Source organism: Azospirillum formosense, from assembly GCF_013340925.1.
Lineage (GTDB): Bacteria > Pseudomonadota > Alphaproteobacteria > Azospirillales > Azospirillaceae > Azospirillum > Azospirillum formosense.
On the sequence record NZ_WHOR01000126.1, the window covers coordinates 1 to 15,640 of the forward strand.

A 15,640-nucleotide genomic window follows, 5' to 3' on the forward strand; every position below is an offset into this window, starting at 1 on the left:
CGGCGACCTGATGACCGGCGGCATCCCGCTCGGCAACGCCAGCAACCTGGGGGTCATCTCCAACACCGCCGCGGGCATCCAGAACAAGGCGCAGCAGCAGGTGATGGGCGTGCAGGCCGGCGGCGGGCTGGCCGGGCCCTTCGGCACCGCCTCCAACCTGGGCAACGTCTCCAACCTCGCCGCCGGCGTCGGCAACACCGCCAAGCAGCAGGTCTTCGGCATGCAGGCGGGCGGCGGCGGTGTGAAGACGCCCTTCGCTCTGGGCGGCTTCAACAGCAACGCCGGCACCGTCAGCAACAGCGCGGTCGGCATCGGCAACACCGCCCAGCAGCAGGTCAAGGCCATGCAGTTCGGCGCGCCGGGCGCCCTGTTCAACCAGAACCTCGGCACCGTCTCCAACCTCTCCGCCGGCATCGGCAACAAGGCGCAGCAGCAGGTCATCGGCATCCAGAAGTAACCCCCTCCCCATCCACCCTCCCATCCAGGCAGACCTTGCGGCCGGGGCACTCCCCCGGCCGTCTTTTTGCACGCAAGCGGGGCGTTTCCCGGCGCGGATGTGCGGAGAAGGAACCTTCCACCCGGCGGCGCGTTGGAGCGGCGAACACTCTCCCGCGGCCGTACGCCGCGGTCATTCGGGAAGCCGCAGCATGAACCGCAACAGCATTTCGACCTTGGGATGGCCCAAGCTAAATTGGAGGGGCGCGGCCATCCTGTCGGCGTCGCTCGGGCTGGCCGCCTGCGCCGGCAGCGTGCCGCCGCCGACCGCCCAGCTCGGCGCGTCGGCGCAAGCGATCCAGCAGGCCGAACGGGCCGGCGCCCTCCAACACGCCCCCGCGGAGTTCCAATCCGCCCGCGAGAAGCTGGCCGCCGCCGACGCCGCCATGCGCGAGGACGAGCGGACCCAGGCCCGCCGCCTCGCCGAGCAGGCGCAGGCCGACGCCGAACTCGCCACCGTGCGTTCGCAGCGCGCGACGGCGCAGCAGGCCGCCAGCGCCGTGCGCACGCTCGCGAATCCCAACAGCGGTGTGCCGGGCCGCGCCCCCGCCGCGTCCGCCGCCGCTCCCCTGGCCCCGCCGGCCATGAGCGGAACCTCGACCTGGAGCGCCCCGCGCACGCTGGAGGGCACGCCGTGATGCACGTTGCAAACAAGAAAACCCGCAAGATGGGGAAAAGCCTGGCCCTGGCGTCGCTCGGCGTCGTCGCCCTGTCGCTCGGCGCCTGCGCCACCCCGGACGATACGCCGGCCCTGGCCCAGGCGCGCCAGTCCTATTCCAGCGCCGCCGCCAACCCGCAGCTGGCCAGCAACGCCACGCTGGAGCTGCGCCGCGCCGAAGAGGCGCTGCAGCGCGGCGAGCGGGCGCGCAGCGACGGCAACGCCGCGGAGATGGACCATCAGGCCTATCTCGCCAACCGGCAGATCCAGATCGCCCAGGACGTGGCGGCGATGAAGGGCGCGCAGCAGGTCGTCGCCAACGCCGAGACCTACCGCCTCCAGGACCAGATCCGCGCCCTCCAGGCGGAGCGGACGGAGCGCGGTCTGGTGATGTCGCTGGGCGACGTGCTGTTCGCCACCGGCAGCGCCCGCCTGACTCCGGGCGCCGACGCGCGTCTGAGCGAACTCGCCAACTTCCTCCAGCGCAATCCGGAACGGACCGTGCGGATCGAAGGCTACACCGACACCACCGGTTCGTCGGCCACCAACCTGCGCCTGTCCGAGGAGCGTGCCATGGCGGTGCGCGACGCTCTGACCGCGCGCGGCGTCAACCCCAGCCGCATCGCCGCCCAGGGCCTGGGGTCGGCCCAACCGGTCGCCTCCAACAGCACGGAGTCGGGACGCCAGCAGAACCGACGCGTCGACATCGTGATTTCCGAGCCGGGCTCGGTGGCGGAGACGCGCTCCTGACGGGCCATGCTGCCATTTGACGCACATTGCGATTGAACAAGAACGGGCGGGCCGGAAACGGCTCGCCCGCTTCGATTCCGGCCCGATTTCCAGCCGTTTTTCCCGCTCCGACTTGCCCGTCCGGCTCCACCACTGCGCCGGAAGCAGCGTCATTCGGAAAAATTGTCTCGAATGCAGGGCAAAATCAATGCTTCTTTACCTTTTACGGTGTGTGGTTTTACGATGCGCGAACATGAGGGACCACAGCGTCCTTTTGATTGCGCGGGGATTCGGGATGACCACTGGACAGGGTGACGAGGGAGCGATGCTCAGCAGGGGATTTTTGAAGGCGCAGGCTCTGCTTCTCCTCATCATCGGCCTTCCGGTGATTGTGGTGGTGGTTCTCCTCAACCCGCTGTGGAACGCCACGCTGCACCGTTTCGGCGTGCCGGAGGGGCCGGCGGCGGCGCTCGGCATGATCGTCACCATCATGGTGGTGATGGTCGTCCAGTATTGGGTTCTGGAAACACGGCGGACCATGGTCACGTCGCTGTTCAACTTCATCCCTCACGAGCATCTGACCTTCGATGGCGAGACGCTGACGACGGACGAGGCCAACCGCCTGTTCACCACCCTGCACCGGGATTCGGAAGAGTGGCGCCGCCTGCTGCGCGACAACGGCATGGACGGCCCGCTGGACGAATTCGGCAGCCTGTGTGCCGCCCGGCTGGCCTTCGCGCGCCGCCCCCAGGGCATCCCGCCGGAGGCGGAGCGCGCCATCGCCGAGGTGCCGCAGGCGGTCGAACTGGCCAAGGCCCGCGTCGGCGCGGCGCTCGACCAGGCGGAGCGGGAGGTGCAGGCCCTGCGCGCCCGCCTGTCCGACACGCAGGACGCGGTGGCCGCCCTGGTCGGTTACATCCGCGACAGCGGGGTGCAGATCGCCGGCCGCCACGACGACGCCCAGCGCTGCGCCACGGAAAACCACGCGCTTCTCGCCAGCCTCCAGGAGCATCTGGACCGCCGCCGGGCGGAGGCGACCTCCGACCTGACGCGGTTCGAGCAGATCGTCGCGGAATCCCGCGCGCTGGAGGATTCGGTCAACGCCATCACCCGCATCATGTCCGCCACCAACATGCTGGCGCTGAACGCCGCCATCGAGGCGACGCGGGCCGGGGAATACGGCCACGGCTTCCGCGTGGTGGCGAACGAGGTGCGCGATCTGGCCCGCCAGTCGAACGAGGCCATCCAGGTGATCCAGAAGGGCATCGACCGCATGCAGCAGGCCATCGCCCAGCAGATCGCCGGCCAGGACGCCCAGGCCAAGGTGGCCGCCGAGCACGCGCTGCTGTCCGATCTGGCCGACCGCCTGCAAAGCCTCAGCGCCGGCCAGCAGGACGTCGCCGGGCACGAGCGGCGGCTGATGGGCGAGCTGGACCGGCTGGGCGATTCCCTGGCCGACACGCTGGCCGGTTTCGCCGGGGACCTGCGCGTTCCCGAGGGGCTGCGGCGGGAGCTGGACGCGATCAGCGGCGGGCTGGCCCGGCTGAACGGTCTGGAGGAGGATCTGCGCAGTGTGTCCGGCGTCCGGAAGCGCGCCGCCTGACCGACCTGTGCGGCGCGCCGCTCAGCGGTCGCCGCGCTCGGTCTCGACCATCGCCCGCGCAACGGCGTAGACCCCGGCGATCGCTCCGGCGGTGAACAGCGCCGCCCCCACCGCGCGGGTCAGGGAACGGGCCGGCGCCGGGGCCGGGGGCATGCGCTTCCACACGGCCCAGGCTTCCTCCGGGCGGTCGGGATCGGCGATGCGCAGGGCGGCGAAGGCCTGCTCGGTCAGGCCGGGGTCGGTGTCGGGCAGCGGCGCCAGCCGGCGCCCGGACTCCTTGTTCAGCCGGTCGATGGCGGCCACCAGACTGCCGGTGGCGCGGACGGCGGCGGTCAGCTCCGACGGGTCGACGCCCATATGCTCGGCCAGCAGGCGGTTGCGCACCGCGCCGATGGCGTTGGCGGTGCTGCGGTCGCCCGGCGGCGCCTCCACCGCCAGATCGCATTCCGTGTCGTAACCCATGGACCGGTTGTTCAGGTTGCTCGACCCGATGCGCAGCAGCCGGTCATCCACCACCATCAGCTTGGAATGCACGACGATGCCGTTGCCGCCCTCGGTCAGCGGGGTCATGGCGCGCAGGCGCCCGTGGCGATCGGCGGCGCGCAGCTCCTGAAGCACCACGCCGCGCGGCGTGTCCATGGCCATGCGGTCGAACCAGCTCGGGCTTTCCATGGGGACGACGACCACCACCTCCGGCCCGTCCGGCTCGCGCAGCCGCCGGGCCAGCGCCTCCGCCACCCGGAAGGAGGCGAAATACTGGTTCTCCAGATAGATGCTGCGCCGCGCCCCGGCGATGGCGGCGAAGGTCAGCGCCTCGTTCTCGCGGACCGGACGGCCGACCAGACAGTCGGGGAGCGTGCGGGCGATGCCCACATCCGCGTCGGTGATCAGCGGGTGCAGCCCCTCCGGCCAGGGGTCGCCACCCGCAGCGCCGTCAGGCGGCGGAGGCGGCAGCGCCTGTCCCGTGGCGTGGCCCCAGCGCTCGCGCGCCATCAGCCCCAGCCGGCGGGCGGCGGGTCCGTCCACCGCCATCATCACGTCGTGGCGCGGGGCGTGAAGCTCGCCGGTCGGCCAGCGGCGGCGCGGATCGTTGTCCCGATGCTCCGGCGTGTCCCAGCGGTCGCCGGCAAGGTCGATTCCGCCGCAGAAGGCCAGCGCGTCATCGACCACCACCAGCTTCTGGTGCTGCGCCGCTCCCACCGGCAGGGCGTCGTCCAACTCCAGCGTCAACCGCGGGCCGGTGCGCCGGTTCAGCCGCTCCAGCGGCCCGTGCGGGTGCTCCAGCGAGATGGGAAAGGGCATGTCCCACTTCAGCGCGTGGATCCGCAGCGACGGGCGCTGGCGGATCAGGCGGGCGAGGAAGTCGCCCAGCGTTTCCGGGTCGTGGGGGTCGAGGCGCATCCGCGGATCGATGTCCCAGCCGAGCAGGATCACCGAGCGGCGCGCCCGCAGCAGGGCGGCGCGCACCGCCGCGAAGAAGGCGGCGCCGTCGACCAGCACCGCCACCCGGTCCGCCCGCTCGGTCCGCCAGCAGGTGGCGCCGGGGCGCAGGATGGGCCGCGCCCCGGCAAGGTCCGCCGCATCCCGATGATCGCTCATTCCTGCCTCGACGTGCCGTAACGGTGCTTGCGTCAACTCTTCTGGCGGCGGCCTGTTCCGCAGGGCGCCCGGCTGCCCCGGAATCCCCCGGCATCCGCATCTGGATGGGGGCGGACGGAAAACCGGACGGCGGGGGGCTCGCCAAAAGATCGAAATGATCCATCCGATTTTGTCGCAACGATGGGCCGGGCGTCCTGTTGGGGATGGGCGAATGGGGGACGGTCGCGCTGCAAAGCGCCGGACCGAACCCCCGCCAGGAGGGCGCCCGGCCAAAGGGCGCCGCCACCAGATGGAGAGATGAGGATGCGTACCGTTTTGATCGCCGCCGCGTCGGCCCTCGCCCTGATGGCCGGCTCCGCCGTCGCCCAGTCGGGCGGCACCGCCGTGAGCCCGACCGTTCCCAGCACCACGACCTCGCCGTCCACCGGCCTGAGCACCTCCGGCCCCGGCTCCACCCCGGGCAGCGTCACCACGCCGGGCACCGCCGGCTCGACCGGCACCATGAACACCCCGGGGACCACCGTGCCCGGTTCGTCGGGCAGCACCATGGGCAATGGAACCACGGGCGGCACCATGGGCAGCGGCTCGTCGGGCGGCACCTGGCAGGGCCAGACCACGGCGCCCTCGGGTATGGGCAGCGCCACCAGCAGCAACCCGGCCCGCGACAACCAGACCGCGACCGGCACCCACTGCCCGCCGGGCACCCCGAACTGCGGCCCGGACGGCAGCAAGTAACGGCCTTTCAAAGGTTTGCCGCGAAGGGCGCGCCGGGATCTCCGGCGCGCCCTTTTCCGTTTCAGGCCACCGGCTCCGGCCTGACCGCCGCCGGTTCGCCGGAGTCCAGCGCGGGGGGAGCCTCGGCAGGGAAGCGCAGGAGGAAGCAGGTGCCGCCGCCCTCCCGGCTTTCCACCCGGATGCTGCCGCGCAGCCGGGTGGTCACGATGTTGTAGACGATGTGCAGGCCGAGCCCACTCCCCCCCTCGCCGCGCCGCGTCGTGAAGAAGGGGTCGAAGACGCGCCCCAGATGGGCCGCGGGAATGCCGCAGCCATCGTCGCAGAAGCGCAGCTCGACCTCCTGCGGGTTGGGGCGGGTCGCGGTGACGGTCAGCGTGCCGGCCCGCCCGTCCGGATAGGCGTGGACCACCGCGTTCATCGTCAGGTTGGTCAGGACCTGGAACAGCGCGCCGGGATAGCTGTCCACCCACAGGCCCGCCGGGCAGTCCACCACCACCCGGTGGGGCGTCTGCTTCAGCCGCGGGCGCAGGCTGGTCAGCACGTCGTCCAGATAGGCGGCCAGATCGACGCGGCGCCGCTCCTCGCTGGTCTGGTCCACGGCCGTCTGCTTGAAGCTCTGGATCAGTTCGGCGGCGCGGTTCAGGTTGCTCTCGATCAGGCGGCAGGCCTCCCCGGCGGTGGTCAGGTAACCGGTGAAGTCGGCGCGGCGCAGCGTGTTGGCCTCGACCCCGCGGACCACCTTGCGGGTCTGGTCGGCCAGATGGGTGATGCCGGTCAGGGCGATGCCCACCGGCGTGTTCACCTCATGCGCCACCCCCGCCACCATCCCGCCGAGCGAGGCCATCTTCTCCGCCTGGATCAGGTGGGCCTGGGTGTCGCGCAGGTCGGCCAGGGCGCTCTCGGCGCGCTGCTTGGCCGCCTCCGTCTCCTCCTCCGACCGCTTGCGCAGGGTGATGTCGTTGACGGCGATGAGGATGGCCGGCTCGTCCACGTCGTGGATCCCCACGGCGGAGATCATCGCCCAGAAGGGCCGGCCACCGGCGGTGCGCATCTCCATCTCCAGGTCGCTCGCCGACCCCTGCTCGGCCACCAGACGGGACAGCCGGGCGGCGTCGGAGGGGTGCACGAAGAAGCGCGCGTTGCGCGTCAGCGCCAACCGCGGCCCCTCGGTCCCGAACAGCTCTTCAGCCTGAGGGTTGGCGAACAGGACGGCATCGTCCGACCGCCGGGCGATCACAATGGGAAAGGGCGAGGCCGCCAGGATCGCACGCATCCGCTCCTCCCCCGCCTTCAGCGCCTCGGCGTGGGCGTGGGTCTCCACCAGGGCCGTTCCGAACCGCTCCACGCTGGTGGAGATGGCCTGAAGTTCGGCGAAGAGGGCGGGCGGCAGGCGGACGGTCCGGCGCTCCTTCTGCACCATGGCCAGCGCCTGCGAGGCGCGGCGGATCGGGCGGACCACATGGACACGCAGCAGCACGTAGAGCAGTGTCTGCACCGCCGAAGCGATGCCCAGCCCGACCAGCACGATCCACAGGCCGCTGCGCGCCTGATCGGTCAAGGTGTCGGCGATGCGCCGCGTGTTGTCCGCCGCTGCATCGGTCAGGCTGCCGCTGAGGTCGTTGAGCACGCCGTGGGCGATCTCCGTCTCCAGCCCCATCAAGCCCGCTTCGGACAGGATGGTCCGCCGCAGGGTGAACAGGTCGCCCAGCCCGTCCAGATCGCGCGCGGTGCGGGCGAGCGGCGCCCGTTCCCCCGGCTCCAGCGGGATCAGCGCGTTCACCACCGCGGCGGCGTGCCTGTGGAAGCGGGCGGCCTCGACGGCGAGTTGCTCCGCGTCCGTCGCGATCATGCCACCGGCCAGCGCCTCCAGGGCGTGGTGGTAGGGTTCCTGCACCGCCAGGGGCGCACCGGAGCGCAGCAGACTCAGGAACGCCTCATCCCCCTTCTGCCGCAGGGCGACGGCCTGGGCCGCCAGGGCGTCGATGGCATCGGCCCGCTCCGCGGTGCGGCGCACCGCCTGGATGGCCTGTTCGAGCCGCTGGAGCAGCGCCGGGGCCGCCGCGTCCGCCGCGAAGCGCTGCGACACCCCCTTCACCTCGGCCAGGGCACCGGCGCGTTCCTCCGGCGAGCGGGAGCGCAGGACCGCTTCGGCGAGCTGGCCCATGCGGGCGGCGAAGACGGCGTATTGGTGCTGGCGGGTGATCTGGGGGACGATGGCGCGGTCCGCCTCTTCCGCAAGGTCGAGCACCCGGACGAAGGCACCGCCCACCCCGAGCGTCAGCCCGGCCATCAGAAACGCCGTGGCCAGCGCGGTGAGCATCGTCACCGTGTGCAGCCGAAGGCGCCGGCCTGCCCGTTTGTCCGTCACCCGCTGCCCCTCCGCCGTTGCGGCGGCCCGATCGTTAGGCCCGATCGTTAGGATAGCCGCTTCCGCGCACCAGGGAAATGGTGGCACATCGAACAGTTAAGAGGGACGGTTAAGAGGTCTCACAGAGCCGCGGCGTCCTCCAGGCTGGCGGTTCCGGCGGCGGTGGCGGCCAACGTGCGGAACAACGCCTGTTGGCGTGGGTCGGCGACCAGATATTCGGGATGCCACTGAACCCCGATCAGGAAGGGGTGATGGACCGCCTCGATCCCCTGGACGATCCCCACCGTCTCGCGCGCCACCACGCGCAGGCCGTCGCCCAACCGGTCCACCGCCTGATGATGCAGCGCGTTCACCCGGCATTCGGCGATGCCCAGGATGCGGTAGAGGTGGCTGCGCGGGTCGATGCGGATGCGCTTGCGCGGCAGGACGGTGCGCAGGCGCGGCGCCTCCTCATAGACCTCGTGGATGTCGGTGAGCAGCGAGCCGCCGCGGTGCACGTTGATCATCTGCGAGCCCCGGCAGATGCCCAGCACGGGAAGCCGCCGCGCCGCCGCGCCGTCCAGCGCGCGCAGTTCCAGCCGGTCGCGCTCCGGGTCGATGCGCATCTTCGGACGGGCGGTCTCGCCGTAGAGGGCGGCGTCGATGTCGTCGCCGCCGCCGACCACCAGCCCGTCCAACCGCTCGACGGGAAAGGGGTCGCGCGCCGTGATGCGCACCGCCCGCGCCCCGGCGCGGCGCAGCGCCAGACGGTTCGCCCACCAAGCGATGCGGCTGCCATGCACCGACGCGGTGACTCCGATCAGGGGGCGTCCCCTTGCGATGAAGGCGGCCATGTCGCCCCCCGTCAGGTGGAAAGCCGTCGGCCCGCCTCGGCGGCCCAGCCGTCCAGCGCCTTGCGCGCGGCGAAGGCGCGGAAGTCCGCTCCCAACGCGTCGAGCCGGTCGCGGTCCGTTGCCAGCTCCTCAACCGCGACCCAACGGTTCCAGTCCTGGGCCAGGCTCCAATCCGGATCACCCAGCCGGGCGTTCGGCAGACGGTAATGGAACGTCGGGCGGGGCCGCACATGCGGGTCGTTCAGCTTGGCCGCCATCGTCTCCGGGGCGAGATGGGCGAACAGTGGAAACAGGTCCAGCTCGCGGTTGCGCGTCGGGTTGGCCTCCAGATAGTCGCCGATCAGCCCGTCGAGGTCCGGACGGTAGGCGGGATCGACGACCTTCACCGCGTAGTCCACCGGGAAGGCGGCGATGAAGCCGGTCAAGCGCCGGGTCGGGTCGACGCGGATCTCGTGGCGCAGCCAAGGGGCCAGCAGCAGGAAAGCCTTCAGATGGTCCAGCACATAGGCGCCATCGGTGCGCGCCACCTGCGGATTCAGGTGCAGGCCGAAGGCGAACAGCGGGCTGGCGTCCGTGCCGGCGGCCCCCTGGGCGCTCAGGGCGGCGAACAGGGGCTCCAGCTCGGCCAGCCGGTCGATGGGAATGGGCGGGGCGGCGATCTCGAACGGCATGACGAGGCTGCCGATGTTGCCCCACCAGGGCCGCAAAGCCTCCACCACGCCGTCCACCGCCTTGCCCACCGCTTTTCCCAGCGCTCCGGGCTCGCCGGCCTCCGCCTTTTCAGGATGCGCCTTCTCGGGATGCGCGGAGCGCATGTCCAACTCGACCGAAAAGTCACCCAGCCGCGTGCCGGTCACCCGGCAGCGGTGCGGGCTCTCCGGCTCCAATGCGCCGCCATAAAGGCGGTGCACCACCGCGGCCGCGGAGGGGGCGTCGAGGTTGGCGAATTCGACCTCCACGCCGACGGTGCGCGGGGCGCCGTCCGTCGTGGTGGAATGGGGGGGCGTGCGGAATGCAATGTCCATGGCGCCCGTTCAACACCGCGCGCGGCTGGCGGTTCCTTACCGCCTCCATCACCGCTCCGGCCACCGCTCCGGCCCCCCTCCGGTTCAGCCGGGGGACTCGCCCGCCGGCGCCCGCGGCAGATAGAGCGTCACGGTGGTACCGGCCCCGACGGTGCTGGTCACCGTGACCGTCCCACCCGACTGCCGGGCGAAGCCGAAAACCTGGCTGAGGCCCAGCCCGGTTCCCTTCCCTTCCGGCTTGGTCGTGAAGAAGGGTTCGAAGATTTGACGCAGATGCTCCGGCGGAATGCCGGTTCCGGTGTCGCGGACGGCCAGCGCCACGAAATCGCCGGTCAGGCCGGTGTCATCGCCCCGCCGCTCCGGCAGGCCGCGGTTTTCCGCCATGACGGTCAGCGTGCCGCCCTCGGGCATGGCGTCGCGCGCGTTCACCGCCAGATTGAGCAGCGCCACCTCCATGGCGTCCGGATCGGCCAGGATGGGCCAGAGATCGTCCGGGACGATCAGGGCGGTGTCCACCGCACTGCCGGCGGAACGCGCCAGCAGTGCTTCCAGCGACGCCTTGCGGTCCTGGAGACGAAAGGGCACCGGCTCGTAAACACTGCGGCGGCCGAAGGCGGCCATCTGCCGCATCAGCGCCTGCCCGCGCACCACCGCACCCTCGATCTCGGGCAGCACGCGGGTGATGCGCCCCGGGTCGTTGGGACGGCTGCGGATGACGGCGATGCCGCCCATCACGACGGTCAGCAGATTGGCAATGTCGTGGGCAACGCCGCCGGTCATGCGGCCCAGGGCCTCCAGCCGCAGGCTTTCCTCCCGCGCCGCCTCCTGACGGCGGCGCAGGCGCAACTCGCGGGCGAGGAGCCACAGGAAGGCGCCGGCTATCAACAGGCTGGCCAACGCCCCCACACCGGCCAGCCACACCGCGTTGGAGACCGGCGCCCGATAGACGTCCCGCGGGATGGCAAAGTGAACCGACCACCCGTAATCGGGCAGCGTGCGGAAGGCGACCACCGTCGGCGTGCCCTCCAGGCTCATTCCGTCATAGACGCCGCTGCCGGCGGCGCGGCGGGCGCGGAGCGCGTTTTCACTGGCGTGGCGCCCGATCATGCCCTGCTCGCCGCCGGCCCGTGCCACCACGCGTCCTTCGGCATCGATGACCGCGGCGATCCAGCCCTGCGGCAGACTGTTGCCGAACAACAGGTTCTGGAATCCCTCCGGCATCACCACCGCCGACAGAACGGCGACCGGCGCGCCGTTGCGCGTCACCGGAACGCGGATGGGGAAGGCGTAGCCACCGCGCGGGCCGCGCAGAATCGTGCCGACCGCCGGCTTGCCCGTCTCCACCACACGCCGGTGGCTGTCCATTTCCAGCACCTTGCCCCTGACACCACCCACCAGAAAGGGGGCGTCGACCAGCCGGTTTCCCCCGACATCGCTGAGGACGATGGTCGTCCACAGCGGAAGCGCGCCCTGCACCCGTTCAGCGTATTCGAAGAAGCTCACGGCATCGACCTCACCGCCCGCGGCCAAGCCGTCCAGCAGGGGCGACGCCGCCACCGCCTTCAACGCGTCCATCTGCGCGGACAGTTCACGGTCCACCAGGGCGGACAGCCGATCAACCAGCGCGACGGCATTGGCCTCCATCGCGCTCTGCTGCCCACGCAGCCAGGCACCGCCGAGAGCCGCGGACAGGACCACCAGCGGCAGCAGCGCGGCCAGCACCAGAAGAACCAGTGGACGATGATGGGACTTCGACGGCAAGCGGGTCTTCCGGAGCGGCGGGGGGTGCACTGTAGCACGCCCATCCTCCGGCGGAAGCGGGTGATCCGGCATCCGCAACCCACTCCGTCCAGGCTGAACTCCGTCTGGACGGCGGAGGGCGGCACCGGATGCCGGTCTCATCCCCGCCCACGATCCACTCTCCCATCGAAGGGGCTGATGATTACCTCTTTCGATAAAAGGACATCCGGAAATTTTAGGAGAAATACAAAAGCAAATCTCCGGCACGCCGCCCCAGCTACCCCTTTATTGCCAGAAAAGCTCCAGGAGATTGCCGTTCCCTAAGAAAATAAACTCCCATCATTAACTGCGATTTAACCATGCAAAGGTTATTCGGAACACAGGCGAAACGATAGCGGACTTTTGGTTCCGGCTGCTTTCCCGCCCGATGGGAGCCTGTGACACGATGACCTTGCTGGCCCGCCTTTTCCTGCTCGTGCTTCTGGCCGTCCTGCCGGCCCTGGGCATCCAGGCCTACAGCGTGTTCCAGTTCCGTGCGGAACGCGCCGAGGAAGTCGCGACCCAGGCCGAGCGGCTGCTCCATCTGGTCGAAGGGGAACAGGCGCGGATCGTCGACGGCGCGCGGCTGATGGTCACCTCCATCGCGGAATCGGCCGCCCTGCGTTCCGGCGACTATGCCCAGTGCCAAGCCCATCTGATCCGGCTGGCGCAACGCGCTCCCGAATACCGCAACCTGTCCGTCCTGGACCGCGACGGCACCGTTCTGTGCCGCGCCGCGCCCGACAGCGCGCCCGCCACCGCCGACCTTCCCAATGTCCAGCGGCCCTATGTCCGCCGCGCGCTGGAGGAGGGCCGCTTCGTCATCGGCGAATGGACGACGACCGGCCCGGCGGCGGAGCCCGGCACCGCCCTGCTTCCCTTCGCGGTCCCCTTCCGCAACGAGGCCGGCACGGTCGCCGGGGTGGTGACACTCGGCCTCGACCTGCCCTGGCTGGCCACCAACTTCGCGGCGCGCCCGCTGCCCGAGAACGCCAGCCTGCTGGTCACCGACCGCAACGGCACCATCCTGGTCAAGCTGCCCAACGGCATCGCCCAGCGCGGCGAGCGCGTGCCGCGGCCCTATCTGGACCTGCTGGGCGAACCGCGCGGCGGCGTCACCACCCTGCCGGGGATGGACGGGGTGGCGCGGGTGCTCGCCTATTCGCCGTCCCGCCAGGGAACGCGCGACCTGTTCATCAGCGTCGGGCTCGACCACACGGCCGTGGCCGGCACCATCGACCGCGCCACCCGCCAGGGCCTGCTGATGACCCTGACCGGGCTGCTGGTCGCCATCCTGGCCGCCTGGATCGGCGGCACCCTGTTCATCCGCCGCCCGGTCGAGGCGCTGATCCGCGCCACCCAGGGGTGGAGCGCCGGCAATTCCAGCGCGCGGGCCGGTCTGGTCGACCGCAAGTCGGAGATCGGCCAGCTCGGCCGCGCCTTCGACGCCATGGCCGAGACTCTGGAGGCCCGCGAGCGCGCACTGCGCGGCTCGGAGGAGCATTTGCGCGCCGTGCTGGACGCCCTGCCGACCTTCGTCGGCGTGTTGAGCCCGGCGGGCGACGTGCTCCAGGTCAACCAGACCGCCGTCCAGGCGTCCGGCCTGCCGGTCGAGCAGATCGTCGGCCACCCCTTCCACGAGGCCTGCCGCCGTGCCTTCGCCGGCGCCGCGGGCGACCGCCTGCGCGCCGCGGTGGAGCGCGCCGCCCACGGCGACTCCACACGCTTCGATGCGCCGGTGCGCATCGCCGGGGACCGTGCGGCGATCATGGAGATGCGGGTCACCCCGATGCGCGGCACCGATGGCGGGATTACCCACCTGATCGTTTCGGGCATCGACATCACCGAACGCAAGTCCACCGAGGAGGCGCTGCGCGTCGCCAACGAGCGCTTCCGCACGGCGCTGCGCAACTCCGGCGTCGTGGTGTTCAACCAGGATTGCGCCCTGCGCTACACCTGGATGCACAACCCGGCCCTCGGCTACACGGCGGACCACGTCGTCGGCAAGACCGACTTCGAGGTCTTCGAGGACGCCGCCGACGCCGAGGTCGTGACCGCCATCAAGCGCCGCGCGCTGGACACCGGCGAGGGCGTGCGCGAGGAGGTCCGCATCCGCCACGCCGGGCAGGACCATTTCTACGACATGACCATCGACCCGCTGCGCGGCCCGGACGGCGCGCTGGCCGGCATCACCTGCGCCGCCGTCGACGTGACCGGCCGCAAGCAGGCCGAGGCCGACCTGCGCCGCGCGCGGGAGGAGGCGGAGCACGCCGCCGCCGGCAAGTCCAAGTTCCTGGCCGTCGCCAGCCACGACCTGCGCCAGCCCGTTCAGTCGCTCTACCTCTTCGCCGCCGCGCTCGGCGACCGCCTGCAGGGCCACCCCAGCCTGCCGCTGCTCGACAACATGCGCCAGGCGCTGGACACGCTGAAGGGTCTGCTGGACGGGCTGCTCGACATGTCGCGGCTGGACTCCGGCAAGATCGCCGCCAACCCGGCGGAGGTCCGTCTGGGGCAGGTCCTGGGCCGTCTGGTCGCGGAGTACGCGCCGCGGGCCGCCCAGAAGGGGCTGGAGCTGCGCGCCGTCCCGACGCGGGCCTGGGTGCGCACCGACCCGGCGCATCTGGAGCGCATCCTGCGCAACCTTATCGAGAACGCGCTGCGCTACACCCGCCAGGGCCGTATCCTGATCGGCTGCCGCCGCAGCGGCACCGACCGGCTGCGCGTCGAGGTGTGGGACAGCGGCGTCGGCATCCCCGCCGACCGGCTGGAGGACATTTTCGAGGAATTCACCCAGATCCAGGGCAGCGGCGACCGCGGGTTGGGCCTCGGCCTCGCCATCGTCAAGCGCCTGTCGAAGTTGCTGGACCACCGCGTCCGCGTCCGCTCGAAGGAGGGCATCGGCTCCGTCTTCTCGGTGGAGCTGCCGCGCGTCGTCGTGGAAAAGCCCCGCATTGCCGCCCCGCCCGCGATGGACCTCTTCCGGCAGGCCGCCAACGACTGCGCGACCAAGGGGATGGTGCTGGTCATCGACGACGAGGCGATCATCCTGCTCGGCCTGAAGGCGATGCTGGAGGGCTGGGGCTACAGCGTGCTGACCGCGCGCTCGGGTGATCAGGCGCTGGAACGGCTGCGCGCCGACGGGCGCCGTCCGCAGATCGTGCTGGCCGACTACCAGCTCCAGCAGGGGCGGACCGGGCCGGAGGCTCTGGCCGCGGTGCAGGGTCTGGTCGGCAAGGACGTGCCGGGCATCATCCTGACCGGCGACACCGCCCCGGAACGGCTGGACGAGGCCCGCCGCAACGGCTTCAGCATCCTGCACAAGCCGGTCTTCCCCAACGACCTGCGCAAGATGATGGCCAACGCCGGAGCGGCGTAAAGGGCGGCGTAAACGGCGGACGAGCGTGCGGCGGCCTCAGCGCCGCCGGACGATCCGCCGCCACAGCGGCACCGGGCGCTCCTCGGCGGCCTTCTCGGCCAGCCACTGGTCGGCCAGTTCGCGCACCTGCCAGCCGCCCAGGTAACGGTCGCAGTCGATGGCGCTGTACAGCCGCACCTTGTCCCGGCCGAGTCGTTCGAAATAGTCCAGCGTGCGTTGGCGGTCCATCGCGGTCATCGGCGGGTTGATCGGGTCCATGGAGCGCATCCTGTCCAGCCTCCCCTCTGTGGTGCCCAAAAGAACGGCATACACCCGTCGCGGTTTGTTCAGTTGGTATATGGATTGGGCACGCAAGCATCCCAATAAGCCATTGGTTGCAAGGGCTTCCATTCGCACCATCCGACGAAGGTCAGGTCTGCGGCCGAGGTGGTGCCCATCCC

Annotated in this window: 12 protein-coding genes; 6 read left to right on the forward strand and 6 right to left on the reverse strand. The window is 71.0% G+C overall.

The features are described 5' to 3' along the window. The 4 genes from GBZ26_RS16820 to GBZ26_RS16835 form a co-directional block, all read left to right on the forward strand. A partial coding sequence (locus GBZ26_RS16820) for a hypothetical protein (RefSeq protein WP_174439816.1) occupies positions 1–457 on the forward strand: 457 nt, incomplete at its 5' end. 190 nt (positions 458–647) lie between these two features. Continuing rightward, positions 648–1,133 carry a DUF4398 domain-containing protein gene (locus GBZ26_RS16825; RefSeq protein ID WP_174439817.1) on the forward strand — a complete coding sequence of 162 codons (486 nt, stop codon included), beginning with the start codon at positions 648–650 and terminating at the stop codon, positions 1,131–1,133. Then, positions 1,133–1,903 (forward strand): OmpA family protein, encoded by a 771-nt coding sequence (locus GBZ26_RS16830; RefSeq protein ID WP_174439826.1) that lies wholly within the window; start codon positions 1,133–1,135, stop codon positions 1,901–1,903. Before GBZ26_RS16825 ends, GBZ26_RS16830 begins: the two co-directional genes overlap by 1 nt. Before the next feature lie 274 nt (positions 1,904–2,177). Continuing rightward, complete coding sequence (locus tag GBZ26_RS16835; protein WP_222069976.1) at positions 2,178–3,485, forward strand: methyl-accepting chemotaxis protein; 1,308 nt, start codon at positions 2,178–2,180, stop codon at positions 3,483–3,485. A gap of 21 nt (positions 3,486–3,506) precedes the next feature. Here the strand turns inward: GBZ26_RS16835 and GBZ26_RS16840 are convergent, their stop codons facing one another. Further along, on the reverse strand, positions 3,507–5,084 hold the full coding sequence (locus GBZ26_RS16840) for a phospholipase D-like domain-containing protein (protein ID WP_174439818.1): 1,578 nt from the start codon (positions 5,082–5,084) through the stop codon (positions 3,507–3,509). A 303-nt stretch (positions 5,085–5,387) separates the two neighbouring features. Between GBZ26_RS16840 and GBZ26_RS16845 the strand changes: the two genes are divergently transcribed. After that, positions 5,388–5,819, forward strand: a complete 432-nt coding sequence (locus GBZ26_RS16845; protein ID WP_174439819.1) for a hypothetical protein — start codon at positions 5,388–5,390, stop codon at positions 5,817–5,819. 61 nt (positions 5,820–5,880) lie between these two features. Here GBZ26_RS16845 and GBZ26_RS30880 read toward each other — a convergent pair whose 3' ends face one another. The 4 genes from GBZ26_RS30880 to GBZ26_RS16865 all read right to left on the reverse strand — a co-directional run bounded on the left by GBZ26_RS30880 (position 5,881) and on the right by GBZ26_RS16865 (position 11,806). After that, on the reverse strand, positions 5,881–8,187 hold the full coding sequence (locus tag GBZ26_RS30880; protein WP_174439820.1) for an ATP-binding protein: 2,307 nt from the start codon (positions 8,185–8,187) through the stop codon (positions 5,881–5,883). Between the two features lie 119 nt (positions 8,188–8,306). After that, on the reverse strand, positions 8,307–9,020 hold the full coding sequence (locus GBZ26_RS16855) for a gamma-glutamyl-gamma-aminobutyrate hydrolase family protein (protein ID WP_174439821.1): 714 nt from the start codon (positions 9,018–9,020) through the stop codon (positions 8,307–8,309). An 11-nt stretch (positions 9,021–9,031) separates the two neighbouring features. Continuing rightward, positions 9,032–10,045, reverse strand: a complete 1,014-nt coding sequence (locus GBZ26_RS16860; RefSeq protein WP_174439822.1) for an amidoligase family protein — start codon at positions 10,043–10,045, stop codon at positions 9,032–9,034. Positions 10,046–10,129: 84 nt separating this feature from the next. After that, a complete protein-coding gene (locus tag GBZ26_RS16865; protein WP_174439823.1) occupies positions 10,130–11,806 on the reverse strand; it encodes an ATP-binding protein in 1,677 nt (558 codons plus the stop codon). A gap of 424 nt (positions 11,807–12,230) precedes the next feature. Between GBZ26_RS16865 and GBZ26_RS16870 the strand changes: the two genes are divergently transcribed. Next, positions 12,231–15,200 (forward strand): PAS domain-containing protein, encoded by a 2,970-nt coding sequence (locus GBZ26_RS16870; protein ID WP_174439824.1) that lies wholly within the window; start codon positions 12,231–12,233, stop codon positions 15,198–15,200. Positions 15,201–15,236: 36 nt separating this feature from the next. On the opposite strand, the gene GBZ26_RS16875 is transcribed toward GBZ26_RS16870, so the two are convergent. Beyond that, a complete protein-coding gene (locus GBZ26_RS16875; RefSeq protein WP_174439825.1) occupies positions 15,237–15,458 on the reverse strand; it encodes a hypothetical protein in 222 nt (73 codons plus the stop codon). Positions 15,459–15,640: the final 182 nt, after the last annotated feature.

Coding starts and splice junctions, on each gene's coding strand:
- GBZ26_RS16825 (WP_174439817.1), top strand. CDS start 648: ATGAACCGCAACAGCATTTCGACCTTGGGATGGCCCAAGCTAAATTGG.
- GBZ26_RS16830 (WP_174439826.1), top strand. CDS start 1,133: ATGCACGTTGCAAACAAGAAAACCCGCAAGATGGGGAAAAGCCTGGCC.
- GBZ26_RS16835 (WP_222069976.1), top strand. CDS start 2,178: ATGACCACTGGACAGGGTGACGAGGGAGCGATGCTCAGCAGGGGATTT.
- GBZ26_RS16840 (WP_174439818.1), bottom strand. CDS start 5,084: ATGAGCGATCATCGGGATGCGGCGGACCTTGCCGGGGCGCGGCCCATC.
- GBZ26_RS16845 (WP_174439819.1), top strand. CDS start 5,388: ATGCGTACCGTTTTGATCGCCGCCGCGTCGGCCCTCGCCCTGATGGCC.
- GBZ26_RS16855 (WP_174439821.1), bottom strand. CDS start 9,020: ATGGCCGCCTTCATCGCAAGGGGACGCCCCCTGATCGGAGTCACCGCG.
- GBZ26_RS16860 (WP_174439822.1), bottom strand. CDS start 10,045: ATGGACATTGCATTCCGCACGCCCCCCCATTCCACCACGACGGACGGC.
- GBZ26_RS16870 (WP_174439824.1), top strand. CDS start 12,231: ATGACCTTGCTGGCCCGCCTTTTCCTGCTCGTGCTTCTGGCCGTCCTG.
- GBZ26_RS16875 (WP_174439825.1), bottom strand. CDS start 15,458: ATGGACCCGATCAACCCGCCGATGACCGCGATGGACCGCCAACGCACG.